General features: G+C 58.4%; 17 protein-coding genes and 1 tRNA gene. 9 read left to right on the top strand and 9 right to left on the bottom strand.

Translation table 11 applies throughout. From position 1 onward, the window contains the following. Positions 1-318: restriction endonuclease subunit M (locus tag LW884_08835; protein MCE3008432.1), on the top strand; the 318-nt coding region annotated here is incomplete at its 5' end. Between the two features lie 80 nt (positions 319-398). Further along, on the top strand, positions 399-1,688 hold the full coding sequence (locus tag LW884_08840) for an MFS transporter (protein MCE3008433.1): 1,290 nt from the start codon (positions 399-401) through the stop codon (positions 1,686-1,688). Between the two features lie 49 nt (positions 1,689-1,737). On the opposite strand, the gene LW884_08845 is transcribed toward LW884_08840, so the two are convergent. Next, complete coding sequence (locus LW884_08845) at positions 1,738-3,993, bottom strand: RelA/SpoT family protein (GenBank protein MCE3008434.1); 2,256 nt, start codon at positions 3,991-3,993, stop codon at positions 1,738-1,740. An 81-nt stretch (positions 3,994-4,074) separates the two neighbouring features. Between LW884_08845 and LW884_08850 the strand changes: the two genes are divergently transcribed. The 4 genes from LW884_08850 to clpX all read left to right on the top strand — a co-directional run bounded on the left by LW884_08850 (position 4,075) and on the right by clpX (position 7,894). After that, positions 4,075-4,159 (top strand) — tRNA-Leu (locus LW884_08850). Positions 4,160-4,307: 148 nt separating this feature from the next. Continuing rightward, complete coding sequence (locus LW884_08855) at positions 4,308-5,762, top strand: hypothetical protein (GenBank protein ID MCE3008435.1); 1,455 nt, start codon at positions 4,308-4,310, stop codon at positions 5,760-5,762. A 302-nt stretch (positions 5,763-6,064) separates the two neighbouring features. Further along, positions 6,065-6,610: an ATP-dependent Clp protease proteolytic subunit gene (locus tag LW884_08860; protein MCE3008436.1), complete on the top strand. Its 546-nt coding sequence runs from the start codon at positions 6,065-6,067 to the stop codon at positions 6,608-6,610. Between the two features lie 93 nt (positions 6,611-6,703). Further along, a complete protein-coding gene (gene clpX / locus LW884_08865; protein MCE3008437.1) occupies positions 6,704-7,894 on the top strand; it encodes an ATP-dependent Clp protease ATP-binding subunit ClpX in 1,191 nt (396 codons plus the stop codon). Between the two features lie 121 nt (positions 7,895-8,015). Here the strand turns inward: clpX and LW884_08870 are convergent, their stop codons facing one another. The 8 genes from LW884_08870 to LW884_08905 form a co-directional block, all read right to left on the bottom strand. Next, the gene (locus LW884_08870; protein ID MCE3008438.1) at positions 8,016-8,549 is read right to left on the bottom strand and encodes a TrmH family RNA methyltransferase; all 534 of its coding nucleotides are present in this window, start codon (positions 8,547-8,549) and stop codon (positions 8,016-8,018) included. A gap of 23 nt (positions 8,550-8,572) precedes the next feature. After that, the gene (locus tag LW884_08875; GenBank protein MCE3008439.1) at positions 8,573-9,262 is read right to left on the bottom strand and encodes a hypothetical protein; all 690 of its coding nucleotides are present in this window, start codon (positions 9,260-9,262) and stop codon (positions 8,573-8,575) included. Beyond that, positions 9,231-9,545, bottom strand: coding sequence for a DUF6452 family protein (locus LW884_08880; GenBank protein MCE3008440.1), 315 nt, complete (start codon positions 9,543-9,545; stop codon positions 9,231-9,233). Before LW884_08880 ends, LW884_08875 begins: the two co-directional genes overlap by 32 nt. A 199-nt stretch (positions 9,546-9,744) precedes the next feature. Continuing rightward, entirely contained in the window at positions 9,745-10,023 is a 279-nt protein-coding gene (locus LW884_08885; protein MCE3008441.1) for a hypothetical protein, read from the bottom strand. A gap of 286 nt (positions 10,024-10,309) precedes the next feature. Then, the gene (locus LW884_08890; GenBank protein ID MCE3008442.1) at positions 10,310-11,758 is read right to left on the bottom strand and encodes an FHA domain-containing protein; all 1,449 of its coding nucleotides are present in this window, start codon (positions 11,756-11,758) and stop codon (positions 10,310-10,312) included. Between the two features lie 88 nt (positions 11,759-11,846). Continuing rightward, the gene (locus LW884_08895; protein MCE3008443.1) at positions 11,847-12,779 is read right to left on the bottom strand and encodes an SDR family oxidoreductase; all 933 of its coding nucleotides are present in this window, start codon (positions 12,777-12,779) and stop codon (positions 11,847-11,849) included. Positions 12,780-12,797: 18 nt separating this feature from the next. Beyond that, positions 12,798-13,547: a ribonuclease H-like domain-containing protein gene (locus LW884_08900; GenBank protein ID MCE3008444.1), complete on the bottom strand. Its 750-nt coding sequence runs from the start codon at positions 13,545-13,547 to the stop codon at positions 12,798-12,800. A gap of 2 nt (positions 13,548-13,549) precedes the next feature. Beyond that, positions 13,550-15,178, bottom strand: a complete 1,629-nt coding sequence (locus LW884_08905) for a S41 family peptidase (GenBank protein ID MCE3008445.1) — start codon at positions 15,176-15,178, stop codon at positions 13,550-13,552. Positions 15,179-15,251: 73 nt separating this feature from the next. Here LW884_08905 and LW884_08910 point away from each other — a divergent pair, with 73 nt between their 5' ends. From LW884_08910 to LW884_08920, 3 genes are all read left to right on the top strand, one after another. Continuing rightward, the gene (locus LW884_08910; protein MCE3008446.1) at positions 15,252-15,710 is read left to right on the top strand and encodes a hypothetical protein; all 459 of its coding nucleotides are present in this window, start codon (positions 15,252-15,254) and stop codon (positions 15,708-15,710) included. Positions 15,711-15,794: 84 nt separating this feature from the next. Next, a complete protein-coding gene (queD, locus tag LW884_08915; GenBank protein MCE3008447.1) occupies positions 15,795-16,175 on the top strand; it encodes a 6-carboxytetrahydropterin synthase QueD in 381 nt (126 codons plus the stop codon). Positions 16,176-16,216: 41 nt separating this feature from the next. Then, positions 16,217-16,693, top strand: coding sequence for a YbjN domain-containing protein (locus LW884_08920; GenBank protein MCE3008448.1), 477 nt, complete (start codon positions 16,217-16,219; stop codon positions 16,691-16,693). Positions 16,694-16,756: the final 63 nt, after the last annotated feature.

Below are 16,756 nucleotides of genomic sequence, written 5' to 3' on the forward strand. Positions count from 1 at the left end.
CGCCAGCAGCTGCAGGCGGCTACGGGCCGCTTTCTGCGCACACTGCAGCGGCGGTTTCCGGCGCTGGATAAACCCGGCCAGCAGCTGGAAAGCTGGTATAGCTTGACTTATTCCGGATTTCTGAAAGAGCTCGGCAAGAAGAAAATAGTCCTCGGCCTGGCCGAGGAGGCCGAGTGGGAAGCCTGGTACGAGCAAGAGGCGGCCAGTGCCCGCGCCCTGCAGCAGCAGATAGCGGCTACCGAGCGCGAGATCGACCAGCTGGTATACCAGCTCTATGGCCTTACAGAAGCAGAAATCCGCATCGTGGAGGGTAGCTAGCCCCCGGCAAGCTGCTGCCGCCCCCCAGATAAAGAAAGTACCCTGGAGGGAACACACAGCCAAATCCCTATATTGGGGCTATGAACACTACCCCACCTGGCCCACGCAGGGGCAGCGCCACCGCCCTGGTGATCGTGGCCGCCCTGGGCTACTTTGTGGATATTTACGACCTCATCCTCTTTGGCATGATTGGCCGGCCCAGCCTGGTGGGCATGGGCCTGGGGGATAAGGAAGCCGTGGAGCGCAGCTTTATGCTGCTGCACAACACGCAGATGCTGGGCCTGCTGCTGGGGGGCATCCTGTGGGGGGTGTATGGCGACAGGCGGGGGCGGCTATCGGTGCTATTCGGCTCCATCCTGCTATACAGTGTGGCCAACCTGGCCAATGCCTTTGTAACCAGCATGCCGGCCTATGTAGCCATCCGCTTTGTGGCCGGCATAGGGCTGGCGGGCGAGCTGGGGGCGGGCATTACCCTGGTGAGCGAGGCCCTGCCCAAGGGCAAGCGGGGCTATGGGGCCACCATTGTGGCGGCATTTGGCATGCTGGGGGCCCCGGCGGCCTACCTGGTGGGGCACCAGGCTGCACTGGCAGCCTGGCTGGGGGTGGCCGCCTGGCAGCTTAGCTACCTGATAGGCGGGGGGCTGGGCCTGCTGCTGCTGCTGCTGCGCATAGGGGTGTATGAGAGTGGCATGTATGCCGGCAGCAGGGCGCAGCAGGCACACCAGGGCCGGTTCGACCTACTGTTTCGCAATCGGCGGTGGCTGAAGAAGTATCTGCAGTGCATAGCCCTGGGGCTGCCCACCTGGTACGCTATCGGGATCCTCATCTTCCTGGCCCCCCAGTTTGCCGAGGCACTGGGGCTATCCTTTGCCGTAGATGTGCCCCGGGCTATCATGCTGGCCTACCTGGGCCTGGCTGTGGGCGATGTGCTGAGTGGGCTGCTAAGCCAGCTGCTGCGCAGCCGCAGGCGTGCCGTGGGCCTCTTCCTGCTGCTGTGCCTGCTGGCCGACTATGGCTACCTGCTGCTGCAGGGGCCGCACAGCTCGCCCTTTGTGTTCTACCTGTTCTGCTTCTGCATCGGCCTCAGTGTGGGCTATTGGGCAGTGTTTGTTACCATTGCCAGCGAGCAGTTTGGCACCAACATCCGGGCCACCGTTACCACCACCGTGCCCAACTTTGCACGCGGGGCGCTGGTGCCTATTACCCTGCTGTTTATCTTCTTCCGCTCGGGCCACTACCTGGGCCTGGGCACCCTGGCAGCAGCCCTCATCGTGGGCGGCATCTGCATCGGCCTGGCCCTATGGGCTGTGCGCAGCATGGAGGAAACCTTCTCCAAAGACCTGGACTACCTGGAGGAGCACCTACCCTGACGGGCATGCCCGGGGTGAAATGCGGGGGGCGGACAGGCACCTACACCACCTACACCACCCGCTGTACACTGAAGATGCCCGGCAGGCGCTGCAGGGCTTCGCGGCCCGCGTTCAGCTCCTCCAGGTGCGATACGTAGAGCATCACCGTACCCTCGAACATGCCGTTCTCGGAGCCAATGGTGAAGCTGCGGATGTTTAGCCGCAGCCGGGTGGAGATGACCCGCACAATGTCTATGAGCATCCCCATACGGTCTTGCCCCACTATCTTTAGCCCTCCCAGAAAGAGCATGCCGTCTGTGGGCAGCCACTCGGCCCGCACCTGGCTGGCCTCCTGGCTGGTCATCCACTTCATGGCCTGGGGGCAGCTCACGCGGTGTATCACCGTAGCCCGCAGAAAGGGGTCTTCAAAGCCGGTTATCTCGTCTCCGGGCAGGGGCTTGCAGCAGCTGCTCAGCTGCACCTCCTCGTACTGGCTGTCGGCTATACGCAGCATGCTGCCCGGGCGGTGGTCGGGGTCCTTCTGTATATACTGCTCCAGCTGCTGGGCCTGGGGCACGGGCTCGCCCTCCACTTCTCTAAACTCGTCCAGCCGGTCCTTGTACCGGTTTATAAACTCGAGCAGCCGGGCCGTGTCTATGGTATGGCGGCCCAGGCGGTAGTACAGCTCGTAGATGCTGGGTATGCGGAACTCGGCCAGCAGCAGGCGGATAACCTCGTGGTTTTCGGGTATGCCCATCTGGCCGATTTTCCAGTCAAATATCCGCTTGCCCTTGTCGGCCGTGGCGCGTCGTTCGTCCTTCAGGGCTTCTTTTATCTTGTGCAGGGCGCGGCTGGTTTTCACATAGCTCGTCCATTCTTCCTTGGGCCGCTGCTTGCTACTGGTTATAATCTCTACATGATCTCCGTTGTGCAGCTGGTGGCTCAGGGGCACTACGCGCTGGTTTACCTTGGCCCCTATGCACTGGTGGCCTATGCGGGTGTGTATCTCGTAGGCCATGTCCAGGGCGGTGGCGCCTACGGGCAGCATTTTCAGCTCGCCCTTTGGGGTGAAGACGTAGATCTGCTCGGCCACCACATTGGCCTTCAGGTCGTCTACAAAGTCGAAGGCGTTGGTCTGCCTGCTTTCCAGAAACTCGCGCACCCGTGCCAGCCACTGCTCCATCATGGCATCCTGGCTGGCGTCCTTGTCCTTGTACTTCCAGTGGCTGGCCAGGCCTTTTTCGGCGGCATAGTCCATGCGCTGGCTGCGTATCTGCACCTCCACCCAGCGGCCACCAGGGCCTAGCACGGTGGTGTGCAGGCTCTCGTAGCCATTGCTCTTGGGGCTGCTTATCCAGTCTCGCAGCCGGTCGGGGTGCGGGCGGTACATGCCGGTTACGGCCGAGTATACCCGCCAGCAGTCGGCCTTCTCCAGCTCGCTGCTCTCGTAGTCTTTCTTCAGGATGATGCGGATGGCAAAAATGTCGTACACCTCATCTATGTCCACCTCCTGCTTCTTCATTTTGTTGTAGATGGAGGTAACGCTCTTTACCCTACCGGTTATGGTGCAGGGCACATCCAGGTCTTTTACGCGTGCCTGTATGGGCTTTATAAACTGGCTGATGTAGCGGTTTCGCTTGGTTTTGCTCTCGGCCAGGTGGGTTTCTATCTGCTTGTACACCGCTGGCTCGGTGTACTTCAGGCTCAGGTCTTCCAGCTCCTGCTTTATGTTGTACAGGCCCAGGCGGTGGGCCAGGGGGGCGTATAGATAGATGGTTTCGCTGGCTATTTTCAGCTGCTTTTCGCGCTTCATGTGCTTCAGCGTACGCATGTTGTGCAGGCGGTCGGCCAGCTTCACCAGTGCCACGCGTATGTCGTCGCTCATGGTTAGCAGCATCTTTTTGTAGCTCTCCACCTGGCTGGTGCTACCGGGGTGGAATACCTGGCTGATCTTGGTAAGCCCGTCTACAATCTGGGCCACGTTTTTACCAAACATGCGTTTGATCTGCTTTATCTCGATATGGGTGTCTTCCACCACATCGTGCAGCAGGGCGCATATTATGCTGGTTTTATCCAGCAGGCCCACCTCGGCCACGGCTATGCGGGCCACCTCCAGCGGGTGCAGGATGTAGGGTTCGCCGCTTTTGCGGCGCACATCCTTGTGTAGCTCGGCACTAAACTCAAAAGCCTGGCGGATCTCCTTGCGCTCCTCCTTGGTGGTGAAGGGGTGCGCCGCCTTCATCAGGCGCTTGTAGGCATTCAGGATCAGTTTTCGCTCATCGCGCTGCTGAACCGTGGTGGGGGCAGCCTGGCTGGGAGTGGACATACACAGAAAATTGTATCCTACAAAATACGATAAAAAACCCATAGCGGTTGTTTCTTTTCTTTTTATCTTTGCAGGCCTAATGCGGATGTGGCGAAATTGGTAGACGCGCCAGATTTAGGATCTGGTTCTTTACGGAGTGGGGGTTCGAGTCCCTTCATCCGCACCACCCCAGGGAGGCTGCCGCCAAGAGCAGCCTCCGAAATAAATCAGGCTAAGGGGTTTTTTGACAAACCCCTTGGCCTTTTTTATGGGCAGCCACCCGGCTACTCTGCACCTGGGCACGCTCTTTCAGAAACACCTAAACAGGATACACCTTGAATATCGCCAAAGAAATCAAAGAAGATCAGGTAGGAGTCATCACCGTAACGCTTGCCCCGGAAGACTATGCCGATCAGTTTACGGATCAGCTAAAGAAATACCGCAAACAGGCCCAGCTGCCTGGCTTCCGCCCGGGCACGGTGCCCATGGGCCTGATCCGCAAGCGCTTTGGCCCCAGCCTGCTGTTCGACCAACTGAGCCGAAATGCCATGGACGAGCTGATGAAGTATGTGCAGGCCGAAGAAATGAAGGTACTGGGCCGCCCCTACCTGATGCGCAGCAACCTGACCGATGAGGTGAAAGACGACCTGGAGCAGAATGAATACTTCTTCGAGTTCCAGATGGGTATACAGCCCGATGTAGCGCTGCAGATAGACCAGCTGCCCAAGCTGACCCAATACACCGTAGCCGTGAGTGAGCAGGATGTGGATGAATACATACTAGACCTGCGCTACAAGAGTGGCAGCGTTGCGCCTGCCGAGGCCGTAGCAGACGTGCAGACCCGACGCTATATTGTGCAGACCCAGCTGGAGGAACTGGCTGGCGCAGCGGGCACAGACCCACTGGCAGCAGGCGAGGGCTTCAGCAGCAAGCTCTACATCCACACCCGCTTTGAGCCAAAAGTGGTGAAGAAGCTGGAAGGTGCCAAGCCTGGAGATAGCCTGGAGGTAAAGCTGACAGACCTGTTTGACAGCGAGCACGCTGCCATGAGTGTGCTGGAGATAAGCCACGAATACTACCACGAGCTGGAGACCAAAACCTTCCGCATCACCGTAGAGCAGATAGAGGAGCAGCAGCCTGCCGAAGCCAATGTAGCCTGGTTCAACAAGATGTTTCGCCTGGAAGAAGCCGAGGCCGAGAAGCAGATAAAGGACGAGGCCGACTTCAGGGCACGGGTGAAAGACTACCTGCAGCAGGAGTATACCACCCAGGCCGAGCGTCAGTATGAGGCCGACTTCATCCGCGCCCTACTCAACGCGCACCCCTTCCCGCTGCCCATCAGCTTCATTCGCCAGTTCCTGCTGGATGAGGCCAAGGACGACCGCGAACGGAAGAACATAGACGAGAACCTGAGCAACTACCTGGTAGAGTTTCGCCTGCGCTTCATCTACGATGCCATACTGGCCCAGAACGAAGACCTGAAGGTGAGCGAGGAGCAGGTAAAAGAATCCATCAAGAAGAAGTTCCGCGCCTATATGCAGCCCCTGCAGGCCGCAGAGGGAGAGGATGCTGAGGAGGCAGCCAAGCGACAGACGGAGATGGAGCAGCGCCTGGACCAGCTGGCCGAGTCGTTTGCCCAGAGCCAGGAAATGCTGGAGCGCGAGAGCCGCACCGCCCAGGACGTACGCATCAAAGACTGGCTGCTGGAGACCAAGTTTGAGCTGGAAGCCCGAACCCTTTCAGCCAGCGAATTTAACAAGGCAACCCAGGAACCGGCCCACCACCACTAGGGTTATAGCTGCACCCCTGGGCGGATAACGGGGGCCCCTGCAGCACATGCAGTGTGCCAGGCAGAATGGCCACCCTCCCCCACCGCCCACGGCAGCCTGGCAAAGAACCCGAACGATAGACCGGAAAGCAGTAACGATAAAAACCTTATTCAGCCATAAGACACATGAAAAACGAATTTGAGAAGTACGCGGTGCAGCACCTGGGTATGAGCAGCAATACCCTGCATGACTATAGCAAGAAAATGGGGCCGGTAAACCTGACCCCCTATATCATAGAAGAGCGGCAGCTGAATGTGGCCCAGATGGACGTATTCAGCCGCCTGATGATGGACCGCATCCTCTTCCTGGGTACTGGTGTGGACGACCAGGTGGCCAACATCATTGTAGCCCAGCTGCTCTTCCTGCAGAGTGCTGATGCCAAGAAGGACGTAAGTATCTACATCAACTCGCCTGGCGGCAGCGTGTATGCCGGCCTGGCTATCTATGATGTGATGAACCACATCAGCCCCGACGTGGCCACCATCTGCACCGGCATGGCAGCCAGCATGGGTGCTGTACTGCTGGCAGCTGGCGAAAAGGGCAAGCGCGCCGCACTGCCCCACAGCCGGGTGATGATACACCAGCCCATGAGCGGCACACAGGGCCAGATAAGCGACATGGAGATCGCCCTGAAGGAAGGCCGCAGAATAAAGGAGGAGCTGTACCGCATACTGGCAGTGGCAAGTGGGCAGACCTATGACAAGATATGGGAAGACAGCGACCGCGACTACTGGATGATAGCCGAAGAGGCCAAGGCCTATGGCCTGGTAGACGAGGTGATAGGCCACAACCCCGAGAAAAAGAAATAGAACAGCAAACAACCCATCGTTTTGGCCAAAAAAGTAAGTACCGGATCGTCCGCTTTTTGCAGCTTCTGTGGCAGGAGTAGCGAGGAGGTGGCCATGCTGATAGCCGGCATGAGCGAGTCATACATTTGCAACTATTGTATAGACAATGCCTACCACCTCATCAAACAAGAACTGCTGCTGGAAGACGCGAGTGGGCTGGAGCAGATCAGCTTCGAGCACTTTCGCCCCAAAGACATGCATAAGCGCCTGGACGAGTACATCATAGGCCAGGAAGATGCCAAGCGTGTGCTCAGTGTAGCCGTATACAACCACTACAAGCGCCTGCACCACCTGGCAAAGCATCCCGAGGACGAGGTGGAGCTGGAAAAAAGCAACATCCTGCTGCTGGGGCCTACCGGTACAGGAAAAACCCTGGTAGCCAAAACGATAGCCCGTATGCTAAAGGTGCCCTTCTGCATAGCCGATGCCACGGTGTTTACCGAGGCGGGCTATGTGGGCGAAGATGTGGAGAACCTGCTGGTGCGCCTGCTACAAGCCGCAGACTATGACGCAGCGGCTGCCGAGCGCGGCATTGTGTACATAGACGAGATAGACAAGATTACCCGCAAAAGCGACAATCCCAGCATTACCCGCGATGTGAGCGGCGAGGGCGTACAGCAGGCCCTGCTAAAGATACTGGAGGGAACCGAGGCCAATATACCCCCAAAAGGTGGGCGCAAGCACCCCGACCAGAACTATGTGAAGATTAACACCCGGAACATCCTGTTTATATGCGGCGGTGCCTTCGAGGGGATAGACCGCATAATCAGCAAGCGGGTAAACCTGCAGCGCGTAGGCTTTGTAACCGAAGAGAAGCGCCAGCTGGCCGAAAAGCAAAACCTGATGAAGCTGGTACAGCCCATTGACCTGAAGCGCTTTGGCCTGATACCCGAGCTAATAGGCCGCCTGCCCATCATCACCCACATGAACCCGCTGGATGCAGCGGCACTGCGTGCCATCCTGACGCAGCCCCGAAATGCCATCGTAAAGCAGTATATGCGCCTGATGGAGCTGGAGGGCATCCGCCTGCACATAGAGGAAGCGGTGCTAGACCATGTGGTGGAGCGTGCCGTGGCACTGGAGCTGGGTGCACGTGGCCTACGCTCCATTATGGAGCATATCATGACAGACCTGATGTATGAGCTACCAGGCTCAGGCATTACCGAATACACCCTGCAGCTACACTATGTGCAGGAGCGCCTGGCACGCCTGATGGCATCACAGGAATACCGGCAGGCCTCATAGGGGCTTTTAGCAGCACCCGCTACTACCCCGTAGGAGAAACCTGCCTGTATGCAGGGACATGGGGCTACTGGATGCGCTTTTTCCTCACGACTTTTTTCCCACGCACGGACACACTGCCAGGCTAGCCGCGCAGGGCAGCAGCCAGGGTATAGAGGGCAATGCCGGCAGCCACACTTACATTCAGGCTGTGCTTGGTGCCCCACTGGGGTATCTCCAGGGCCAGGTGGGCCAGTGGGAGCAGGCTTTCGCTCACGCCCTGTACCTCGTTTCCTACCACCAGGGCCAGGGGCTGGTGGCCCTGCGGGGGCCGATAGGCTGCCAGAGGGAGGCTGGCATCGGTCTGCTCCAGCAGGGCTATGGTGTAGCCCCGATCCCTCAGCCCGGCTACCGCCAGCACCACATCCTGCTCATATCTCCAGGGTACGGTCTGCTCTGCCCCCAGTGCCGCCTTGTAGATATCCCTGTGTGGGGGGCAGGCACTGATGCCACACAGCAGGATGCCCTGTAGGGCAAAGGCATCGGCAGTGCGAAAGAAGGCCCCAATGTTGTGCATACTCCGCACATTGTCTGCCACCAGCAGCAGGGGCAGCCTGGGCTGGTGGGCAAATGTGGCCGCATCGGGGCGGCCCAGGGCATCGGCTTGCTTTTTCCGCATAGGGCAGAGGAGGGGCACTGGGGTTATCGTCTTCCGGGCCTGTTCGGGGCCCTTAGCAGCCACATGGCATAGATGTGCAGCGAGGGGTAAAGGGCCTTGGTAGCATTCTCCAGGCCCAGGCCCGGCAGGTAGCGGCTGGGCAGGCGGGGGGTATCGGCATCGGGCTGCAGGCCCCCGGTGGCAGTTATCCGGTCTGGCTGGGTTCGGCTCATCAGGTAAGACATGCGGGGCATAAGGCCGATGCCAAACGAACCCCAAAAATGTGTGAGCAGAACATTCATTTCCAGCCCATAGGCCAGCTGCCGATAAGGGCCAAAACGGCGCTCCAGCCGCGCGGGGCTATGGGCAGCGGTATAGTGGTTCTCCTCGGCAAAAACGGAGACAAATGGCCCCGCCCCCAGGGATAGCCGGTCGTAAATCTGGTAAAACAGCAGGGGCTTCAGGTAGTATCCGTTGGCCCGGTAGTCATTGCCCGTTTCGGGCACCTGGCGGCGGTAGTGTGCATAGCCGGCGTTTAGGGCCAGCTGCAGGTCGGTAGCGGTTTGGTATCGGGCTATGCCATCCAGGGCCAGCATCTGGCTCTCGCCCAGGTTCAGGTAGTTCTTGGTGGGGTCTAGCCCCAGCAGCCAGTCGCCAGGGCGGGTGCGCTGCGCCTGCGCCAGGGCTAGCAGGCCAGGCAGGCTAATCCAGATAAAAAATACGCAGGGTCTCATCGCTTACTTTTGCGTCCGCAAAGGTGTGCCGCAGGATGCGCAGCTCCTTAAATTCAGTTACAAACCCGCAGTCCTTGTCTACCAGGCGCTCCTGCACCGTATAGGCCAGCCATAGGGTATCCAGCACGCCATCGCGATTGAAATAGTAGGTAAGCTGCGTACGCTGCCAATCTAGGGGCAGTGTAGCACCGTCCGTATCGCCGGTATAGAAGGGGGGCTCGGCCAAAATACCCAGCGCATCCAGTAGCGTATCTGCCCGTTCTACAAAAAGAAGGGGCTGCACCGGATTTCTGGGCTGCCTTACAATGCTGACAGGGATGATGCTAACTGGTGGGGGTGCCTGGTAGGAGCAGCCCGATTCGCAACCTGCAAGCAGCCACAGCACGGGGATAAGCCCGAAACCCAAAAGCAGCCGGAAAAGCCTGGATGGAAGCCATGGTAGCAGCAGATGCCCACACATGGTACAAATGTACCGGAAAGACTCAAGAAAAATGGTCTCGCAGGCATGAAACCTGTTCCTCTATGTCCGTGCGCAAGGCGGTTTTTACCAGCTCGAATTGCGCTACATCACTCCGATATTCGGCCAGGGTGCGGGCTATGTCGGATATCTCTGCTGCATCCTCCCACTCAAGCAGCATGGGCACCAGTTTTGCACCAGCCCGGGTCCACCCGATACAGACCAGATAATGTGGAAGCATGCAGTAGGCGCGCACTTCATTTCCCTCTTGCTTATAGTAAAACTCCGGCAGAATTGTTTTCATTGATTCGAGTGGCGCAAACCTGCCCCATGCTGGGTTTACAATCATGTTGTGTTGTGGACGTGGAGGTAGCTGCGGGGATGCAGCTACATCATTCTAGCACCCAAAGCTAATCTATTTAGAAAACATAAACAACTAAAATGCGAAGCAGAATACGCCCTGATACCCGGGTTACACTCAAAAGGATTATCTGCTACCGCTTGCCGTGTGTGCACACCGCCTATGTGGCAGCGCACAGCGCTCGCCTATACAGCCAGGCCGCTGTGGCACCCCTGGGCATGGGCCCGGATCACTTCACCCGAAGTGTAACCTTGCCTACGCTGATGGTATCTCCTGGTTTCAGGCTAGCCCTTTCCACCTGCATGCCATTTAGCATCAGGCCGTTTGTGCTGCCCAGGTCCTCTATCCACCAGCTGCCGCCCTGCTGGCGGAGCAGGGCATGCCGGGCGCTTACGGTGGCATGGGGCAGGGTAATGTCGTTTTCGGGCGTGCGGCCCAGCGTGAGCGTGTAGCCCGCCAGTACGAAGCAGAGGTGCTCTCCGGCTATCTCGGCCTCCAGCTGCTGTGGTGCCGGGCTGGTGCCGGGTGGTAGTGGCTGCGCCACCTGGCCACTGGGCTGCTGCTGCACGGTGCCTATTTTCTGGCTGGCCTGCTGGTGCCACTGCTGCTCCTGCAGGGCCTGTAGCCGGCTGCGCCTGTGCCTGCGCACGTAGGCCGAAACAAGTAGCAGCAGGATGCCCCCGCCACCCGCCAGGATGAGGTATAGGCTGTAGCGCTGTAGCAGGCCGCCATTGGCCCGCGCCCGGTAGGAGGCACGAGCGGCCAGGTAGGGCACTGTGCAGGCGTGCTCCTCGCGGTATAGTACCAGTGCCTGGTGGGTTTCTCCATCCTCGCGCTCATCGCTGCTGAAGCGGATGCGTAGCCGATAATCGCCCCGCTGCGGCTGGCTGTCTGTACTGCCCAGCACATTCTCCAGGGCAGCCGTAAGGCCACTCAGGCTACGGGTAGTCCGGTACTTGCCCTGGGTGCCGGCACTTAGCTCCTTCAGCTGGTCTGCCACCTGGGCCTGCTGGCCGCGCAGCACGATGCTGTGTATGGGGATATCGGCATCCTGGGCGTAGGCCCGTAGTGCGGATAAGTCCGGGTCTCCGGCAGCGCGGCCCGAGGCGACACTGAGCACCAATAACTCAGAACGCAATTCCTGCTTGTGGGTGCCGAGCCAGCGTGCAGCCTGGTCTACCCGCGTTAGCAGGGTGTAGGCCCGGTTGGTGTCCGGGTTGGAATACAGCCGATTGAGCGCAGTGGTATAGCGCTCGGCATCGGCTGTAGGCTCTTGCAGGATCGAAAAGCCGGTATCGCGCTGGGCGGTGAAGTAGGCCATGCCGATGGCCGTGTGCCCAGGCACCCGCTCCAGGGTAGTTTTCAGGGCCTTTTTCAGGCTGAGCAGGTCTTCGCCCGCAGCGGCCGGGCTGGCCTCTATCAAGATAAGCACTTGCCGAGACACGGTGGCGGAGGCGGGCCTGGCTAGTACCTGTAGCTCGAAGGGATAGGGGCGATCGCCAGACTTTACCACAAAATCTTCGCGCACGGGCTCTGCTGCCAGGTCGCGCAGCTCTATCTCGGCATCTATGGTGGGGAATGCCGTGTCTTGCACGGATAGTAGCCGCAGCTGCTGGCCGTACAGGGCGTGGCAGCCACCCATGCACAGAAGCAGCAGAAGTATGTGCCTGCCGATCATGGAGATCAAATTTATCGGATTAAAATCCACGGAGCAATAACCAAAGATGGAGATCCGGCGGGCTGCAAGGTATAGGGTGGTGCCTATGCTAGGCGAGCTCAAAGTTTTCGACCAGCAGGCGCAGGCCCTCCTTAAAGCCTACAGCAGGCTCATAGTTCATTAGCTGCCGGGCTTTGGTAATGTCTGCACGGCTGTGCTTTACATCGCCCGGGCGCGGGTGGCCAAAGGTGGGCTGCACCTGGGTACCCAGTATCTCATTCAGGGCATCTACCAGCTCTATCAGCGTGAAGCTGCCACCGCAGGCAATGTTCATTACCTGGCCGCCCAGGCCTTCGGTTTCGCAGGCCAGCAGGTTGGCCGCCACATTGTTGGCCACGTAGGTAAAGTCTCTGCTCTGGCTGCCATCGCCGTGGATGAGGGGGGATTTACCAGCCTGAATAAGCTTCAGGAAGAGCGGAATAACGGCAGAATACTGGCTATTTGGGTTCTGGCGAGGGCCAAACACGTTGAAGTATCGTAGGGCCACGGTTTGCAGGCCAAACAGGTCGTGGTACACGCGGCAGTAGTACTCGCCCGTCAGTTTGCTGATGGCATAGGGGCTCTTGGGATTGGGCTTCAGCTCTTCATGCTTGGGGCTTACCTCGCTATCTCCGTACACACTGCTGCTGCTGGCATATACAAAGCGCTGCACCCCCACCTCCAGGCTGGCCTGCAGCAGGTTCAGGGTACCGTTTATGTTTACGTTGTTGCTGGTAATAGGGTCGTTTATGCTGCGGGGCACCGAGGGGAGGGCCCCCTGGTGCAGCACATAGTCCACCCCCTCTACCGCCTTGCGCACAATGTGGTAGCTACTGATGTCGCCTTCTATCAGTTCCACGTCTTTCAGAAAAGGAAGCAGATTTTCGCGTCGGCCGGTGCTGAAGTTATCAAGTATCCGTACCTGGTGCCCACGTTTCAGTATTTCCTTTGCCAGGTTGATGCCAATAAAGCCGGCACCGCCGGTAACCAAATAAGTAGCCATAGGGGCGAAGTTAGCAAATCAGTGGGAATAGCGTATGTGCTCGATAATGGGCTCGTAGCCCGATAGGCGGAGCATGATGTTTACCGTAGTGGCCACGTCCTGCTCGCAGTAGTGGGCTATGCGGGCCAGGTCCTCCTCCTGCCAGTACACGCGGCTTACTTGCGATCCATCTATATCACCCTTGGGCGAGGGAATGCCCAGCAGCTCGGCCAGTAGCTCCAGGGCGGTAAAGCTCTTGTAGTCGCCAAACTTCCACAGCTCCATGGTGTCTACGTGCGGCACGTCCCAGGGCTTCATCCCGTACAGGTTGAACACATAGGGCAGGGGCAGCAGGCCGTGTACCAGGCAGCGCCGGGCCAGAAAGGGTACGTCAAACTCCTTGATGTTGTGGCCGCACAGCCGCTGCCAGGTGTACTGGTTGGGGCCCACGTGCTCATGCAGTAGCTGCACCAGGCTAGCCAGCAGCGTGCGCTCGTCGGTGCCGTAGTAAGACTTTAGCCGGATTTCTACCGGCTGCTGCTGCTGCACCACCAGGTAGCCGATGGAGACGCACACCACCCTGCCAAACTCGGCCGGTATGGCGGCCCGATCGTAGTAGGCAGCCTCGGCCTGCTCGGGCGTAGGGGGTTCATCCAGGCGCAGCTCGCGCCGGGCACGGCGGGCCCAGTGCTTCTTCATCACCTCGCTCAGGTCGTTATAGTCTGCCAGGCCGTGGGCAGTTTCTATGTCGATAAAGAGCAGGCGCTCCAGGTCTTTGAGCGGCAGCATGCCTATTCTTTGTCTTTGGCAAACTTACCGGTCTTGGCCAGCTGGATGGCGTCGGGCATAAGGGCCAGCCCCTTCTGGAACACATCGTCGGCCTGGAGGATAACGGGCCAAAAGCCGTCGTCGTTGTAGTAGGCGCGGCCTATCTGGGCCTTCAGGTTGTTGCGTATAAAGCGTTCGCTCTTAACATAGCCGGCCTGCACATAGGGCACCCCATGCTCTACGGCAAAGGTGGTAAAGTCGTTTATCAGCGCCTTGTCTACCTGAAAGCCCGTGGAATAGGCACGGCCCGTAGGGTAGGTGGTGGCTAGGCCGGGGTGCGTGTCTTTGTAGCGGTAGGCAAAGGTCTCGAATATGCGGCTCTTGATCAGGTTGGTCAGGTACTCGCTGGTTTCGCTGGTGTCGGTGGGCACAAACACATCGGGCAGGATGCCGCCGCCGCCGTACACCACCCGTCCGGCATCGGTCTTGTACTTCAGGCTGTCGGGCAGGTTTATCTTGCTTTCGTCAAAGGCTTCACCGGTTTCGTAGCGGTCGTAGGCCTCCTGTTCGTACTCTTCGGTATGGCCAGGCACATAGGGCTTCTGTATACAGCGCCCGCTGGGGGTAAAGTAGCGGCTAACTACTACGCGTATGGCTGATCCGTCGGACAGGGTGTACTGCTGCTGCACCAGCCCTTTGCCAAAGCTGCGGCGGCCAACCACCAGGCCCCGGTCGTGGTCTTGCACGGCCCCGCTCACAATCTCGCTGGCCGATGCGCTGCCCTGGTTGATGAGCACTACCAGCCCACCCTGCTCAAAGTCGTTTATGCGGCTACTGGCCTCGTGGCGGCTCATGCTGCTGGGTATGCGTCCTTCGGTGTACACAATCAGCTGGCCCTGTTTCAGGAAGAAATCCGTCATCTGCGTAGCCTGATACAGATAGCCGCCCGGGTTGTTCCGCAGGTCCAAGATCAGGTTTTTCAGGCCCTGGCGCTTCAGTTTCAGCAGGTGCTCTACAAACTCCTGATAGGTAGTCTCGCTAAACCGGTTTACCTTGATGTAGCCATTTTCGTTATCGATCATGTAGCTATAGTCTACCGCATACAGGGGGATCTTGTCGCGCTCTATCTCAAACAGGATGGGCTTCTTGATGCCCAGTCGCTTGATCTCTACCTTCACCTTTGTGCCCTTGGGGCCACGCAGGCGGCGTATCACATCGTCATTGGTCAGGCCTACGCCAGCTATCCGCTCCCCGTCTACCGAGATGATGCGGTCTCCGGCCTGGATGCCCACTTTCTCGCTTGGGCCACCGGATATGGCGGTTACTACATACAGCGTATCCTCTACAATGTTAAACTCGATGCCTACCCCCTCAAAGGCGCCCTGCATATTCTCGTTCACACTCTGCATATCCTTCAGGGGTATGTAGAAGGTATGCGGATCCAGGCCCTCCAGCATGCCTTTTATGGCATCCTCGGTCATTTTTTCCGGATTCACTTCCTCAAAGTAATTGGCAGCTACCTTGTAGTACACCTCCTCCAGTTTGCGTATGGCACGCTGCTCTCGGGTTTCCAGCTTCAGGTTAAAACCAACCAGCATACCCACCATTACAAGCATAATGGCAGACAGGGGATACAGGATACGGGGTGACATGTAGTGTGGTATCTTTGGAATGGGACGTAAACGTCGGTATAAACCTCGAAAATACAAAAATAGCTCCGTACCCATGCCCATCCTGTACCACAATAACCGCACGGGCGAAGCGGGTAAAGGCCAAAGCTGCCTATCTTTGTGCATGGAGGTGAATACGGCGGGGCAGAACTGGACCCTGAATAAGGCCGATGAGGCACGCTGGCAGCGGCTGATGCAGCTGCTGGAGCCCCGATTTGGCGGCCAGAAGCTAAAGCTGGAAGCCCTGCTGCTACTCATCGGGATGCGCGAGCGGGGACTGGGGCACGAGCCGATAGAGCGGAACGAGAAGATGGACCTGATGCACGTAGGCCTATGCACCATCCTGGCCCCGGCTGGCTACTACCAGCCTATGGCACCCGATGCTGAGGGCTGGCCACAGTGGGAGCTGGCAAAGCCCCTACCCTTTCTGGACCTGTTCAAGCAGGTAAACTTCCTGCGCCACCACCTGCTCCAGTATTTCGAAGCGGTCTTTCCGGAAGAACTGACAGCCTGAAGGACATGCCGACTACACCTGGTACGCAACATCCGGGCCCTACGGCCGCTTAGCCTACCCCAAAACACGAACCCGACACGAAGCATGCGCCTGGAACTCAGCAAGAAATTCTCCTTCGAGGCAGCACACTGGCTGCCCTGTTTTCCCGAGGGGCACAAGTGCCGGCGCATGCATGGCCACAGCTTTGTGGTAGAGGTATTTGTGCAAGGCCAGATGGTGGCCGAGCAGGGCTACTTGATAGACTATGCCGAGATAAAAGCGATTGTAAAACCGCTGATAGACCAGCTGGACCACTATGTGCTGAACGAGGTGGGAGACCAGCTGCGGGAACCCCTGCTGCAAAACCCGACGAGCGAGAACCTGGCAATCTGGTTTTACTGGCAGCTAAAACCCCGGCTACCCCTGCTGCACCACATTCGTGTGTTCGAAACTTGCACCAGTAGCTGCACCTATTTTGGCGATTAATGCCTTAATTGCGCGTATTACACTTTAACCAATCCCTACCTATGAAACTGGAAACGTACATCAAGATTGTAGACCGTGCAATAGAGAAAATGGGCATCAGCCTGAAAGACTACAAGGTGGCCGAAAACCAGTGGGTGTACATAAAGGGCAGTGCCTTTACCCTGGTAGAGGTAGGCAGCTACACGCACGACGGCAAAGAGCGCGGCTATATACAGGCCTTTGCCCCCATCTGCCAGATGCCCGAGGAGAACACAACCGATTTTCTGCTGGAAGTAATGAAGCTGAACCACGGCATGCGCGGCACCTTCTTTGCCCTGCACCGAGACATTGTGGTAATGAAGATGGTGCGGGACGTAGTGGGCCTGGACGACAGCGAGGTACAAAAGATGATTACCTACATTGGCCGGATGGCTGACAAACTGGACAACCCGCTGAAGAAGGTGCACGGCGGGGCCGATGTGGACGTGAACCTGAGCCTGATGACCGAGATAGCACAGGCAGCACCCGTAGCCCTGTAGGCACAGCGGCCGGCTGCATTCCGCTTGATGTATCCGTTCATCCCGGGTGAATTACGCCTTGGT

The sequence above is a fragment of the Bacteroidota bacterium genome (assembly GCA_021300195.1).
GTDB lineage: Bacteria > Bacteroidota > Bacteroidia > J057 > JAJTIE01 > JAJTIE01.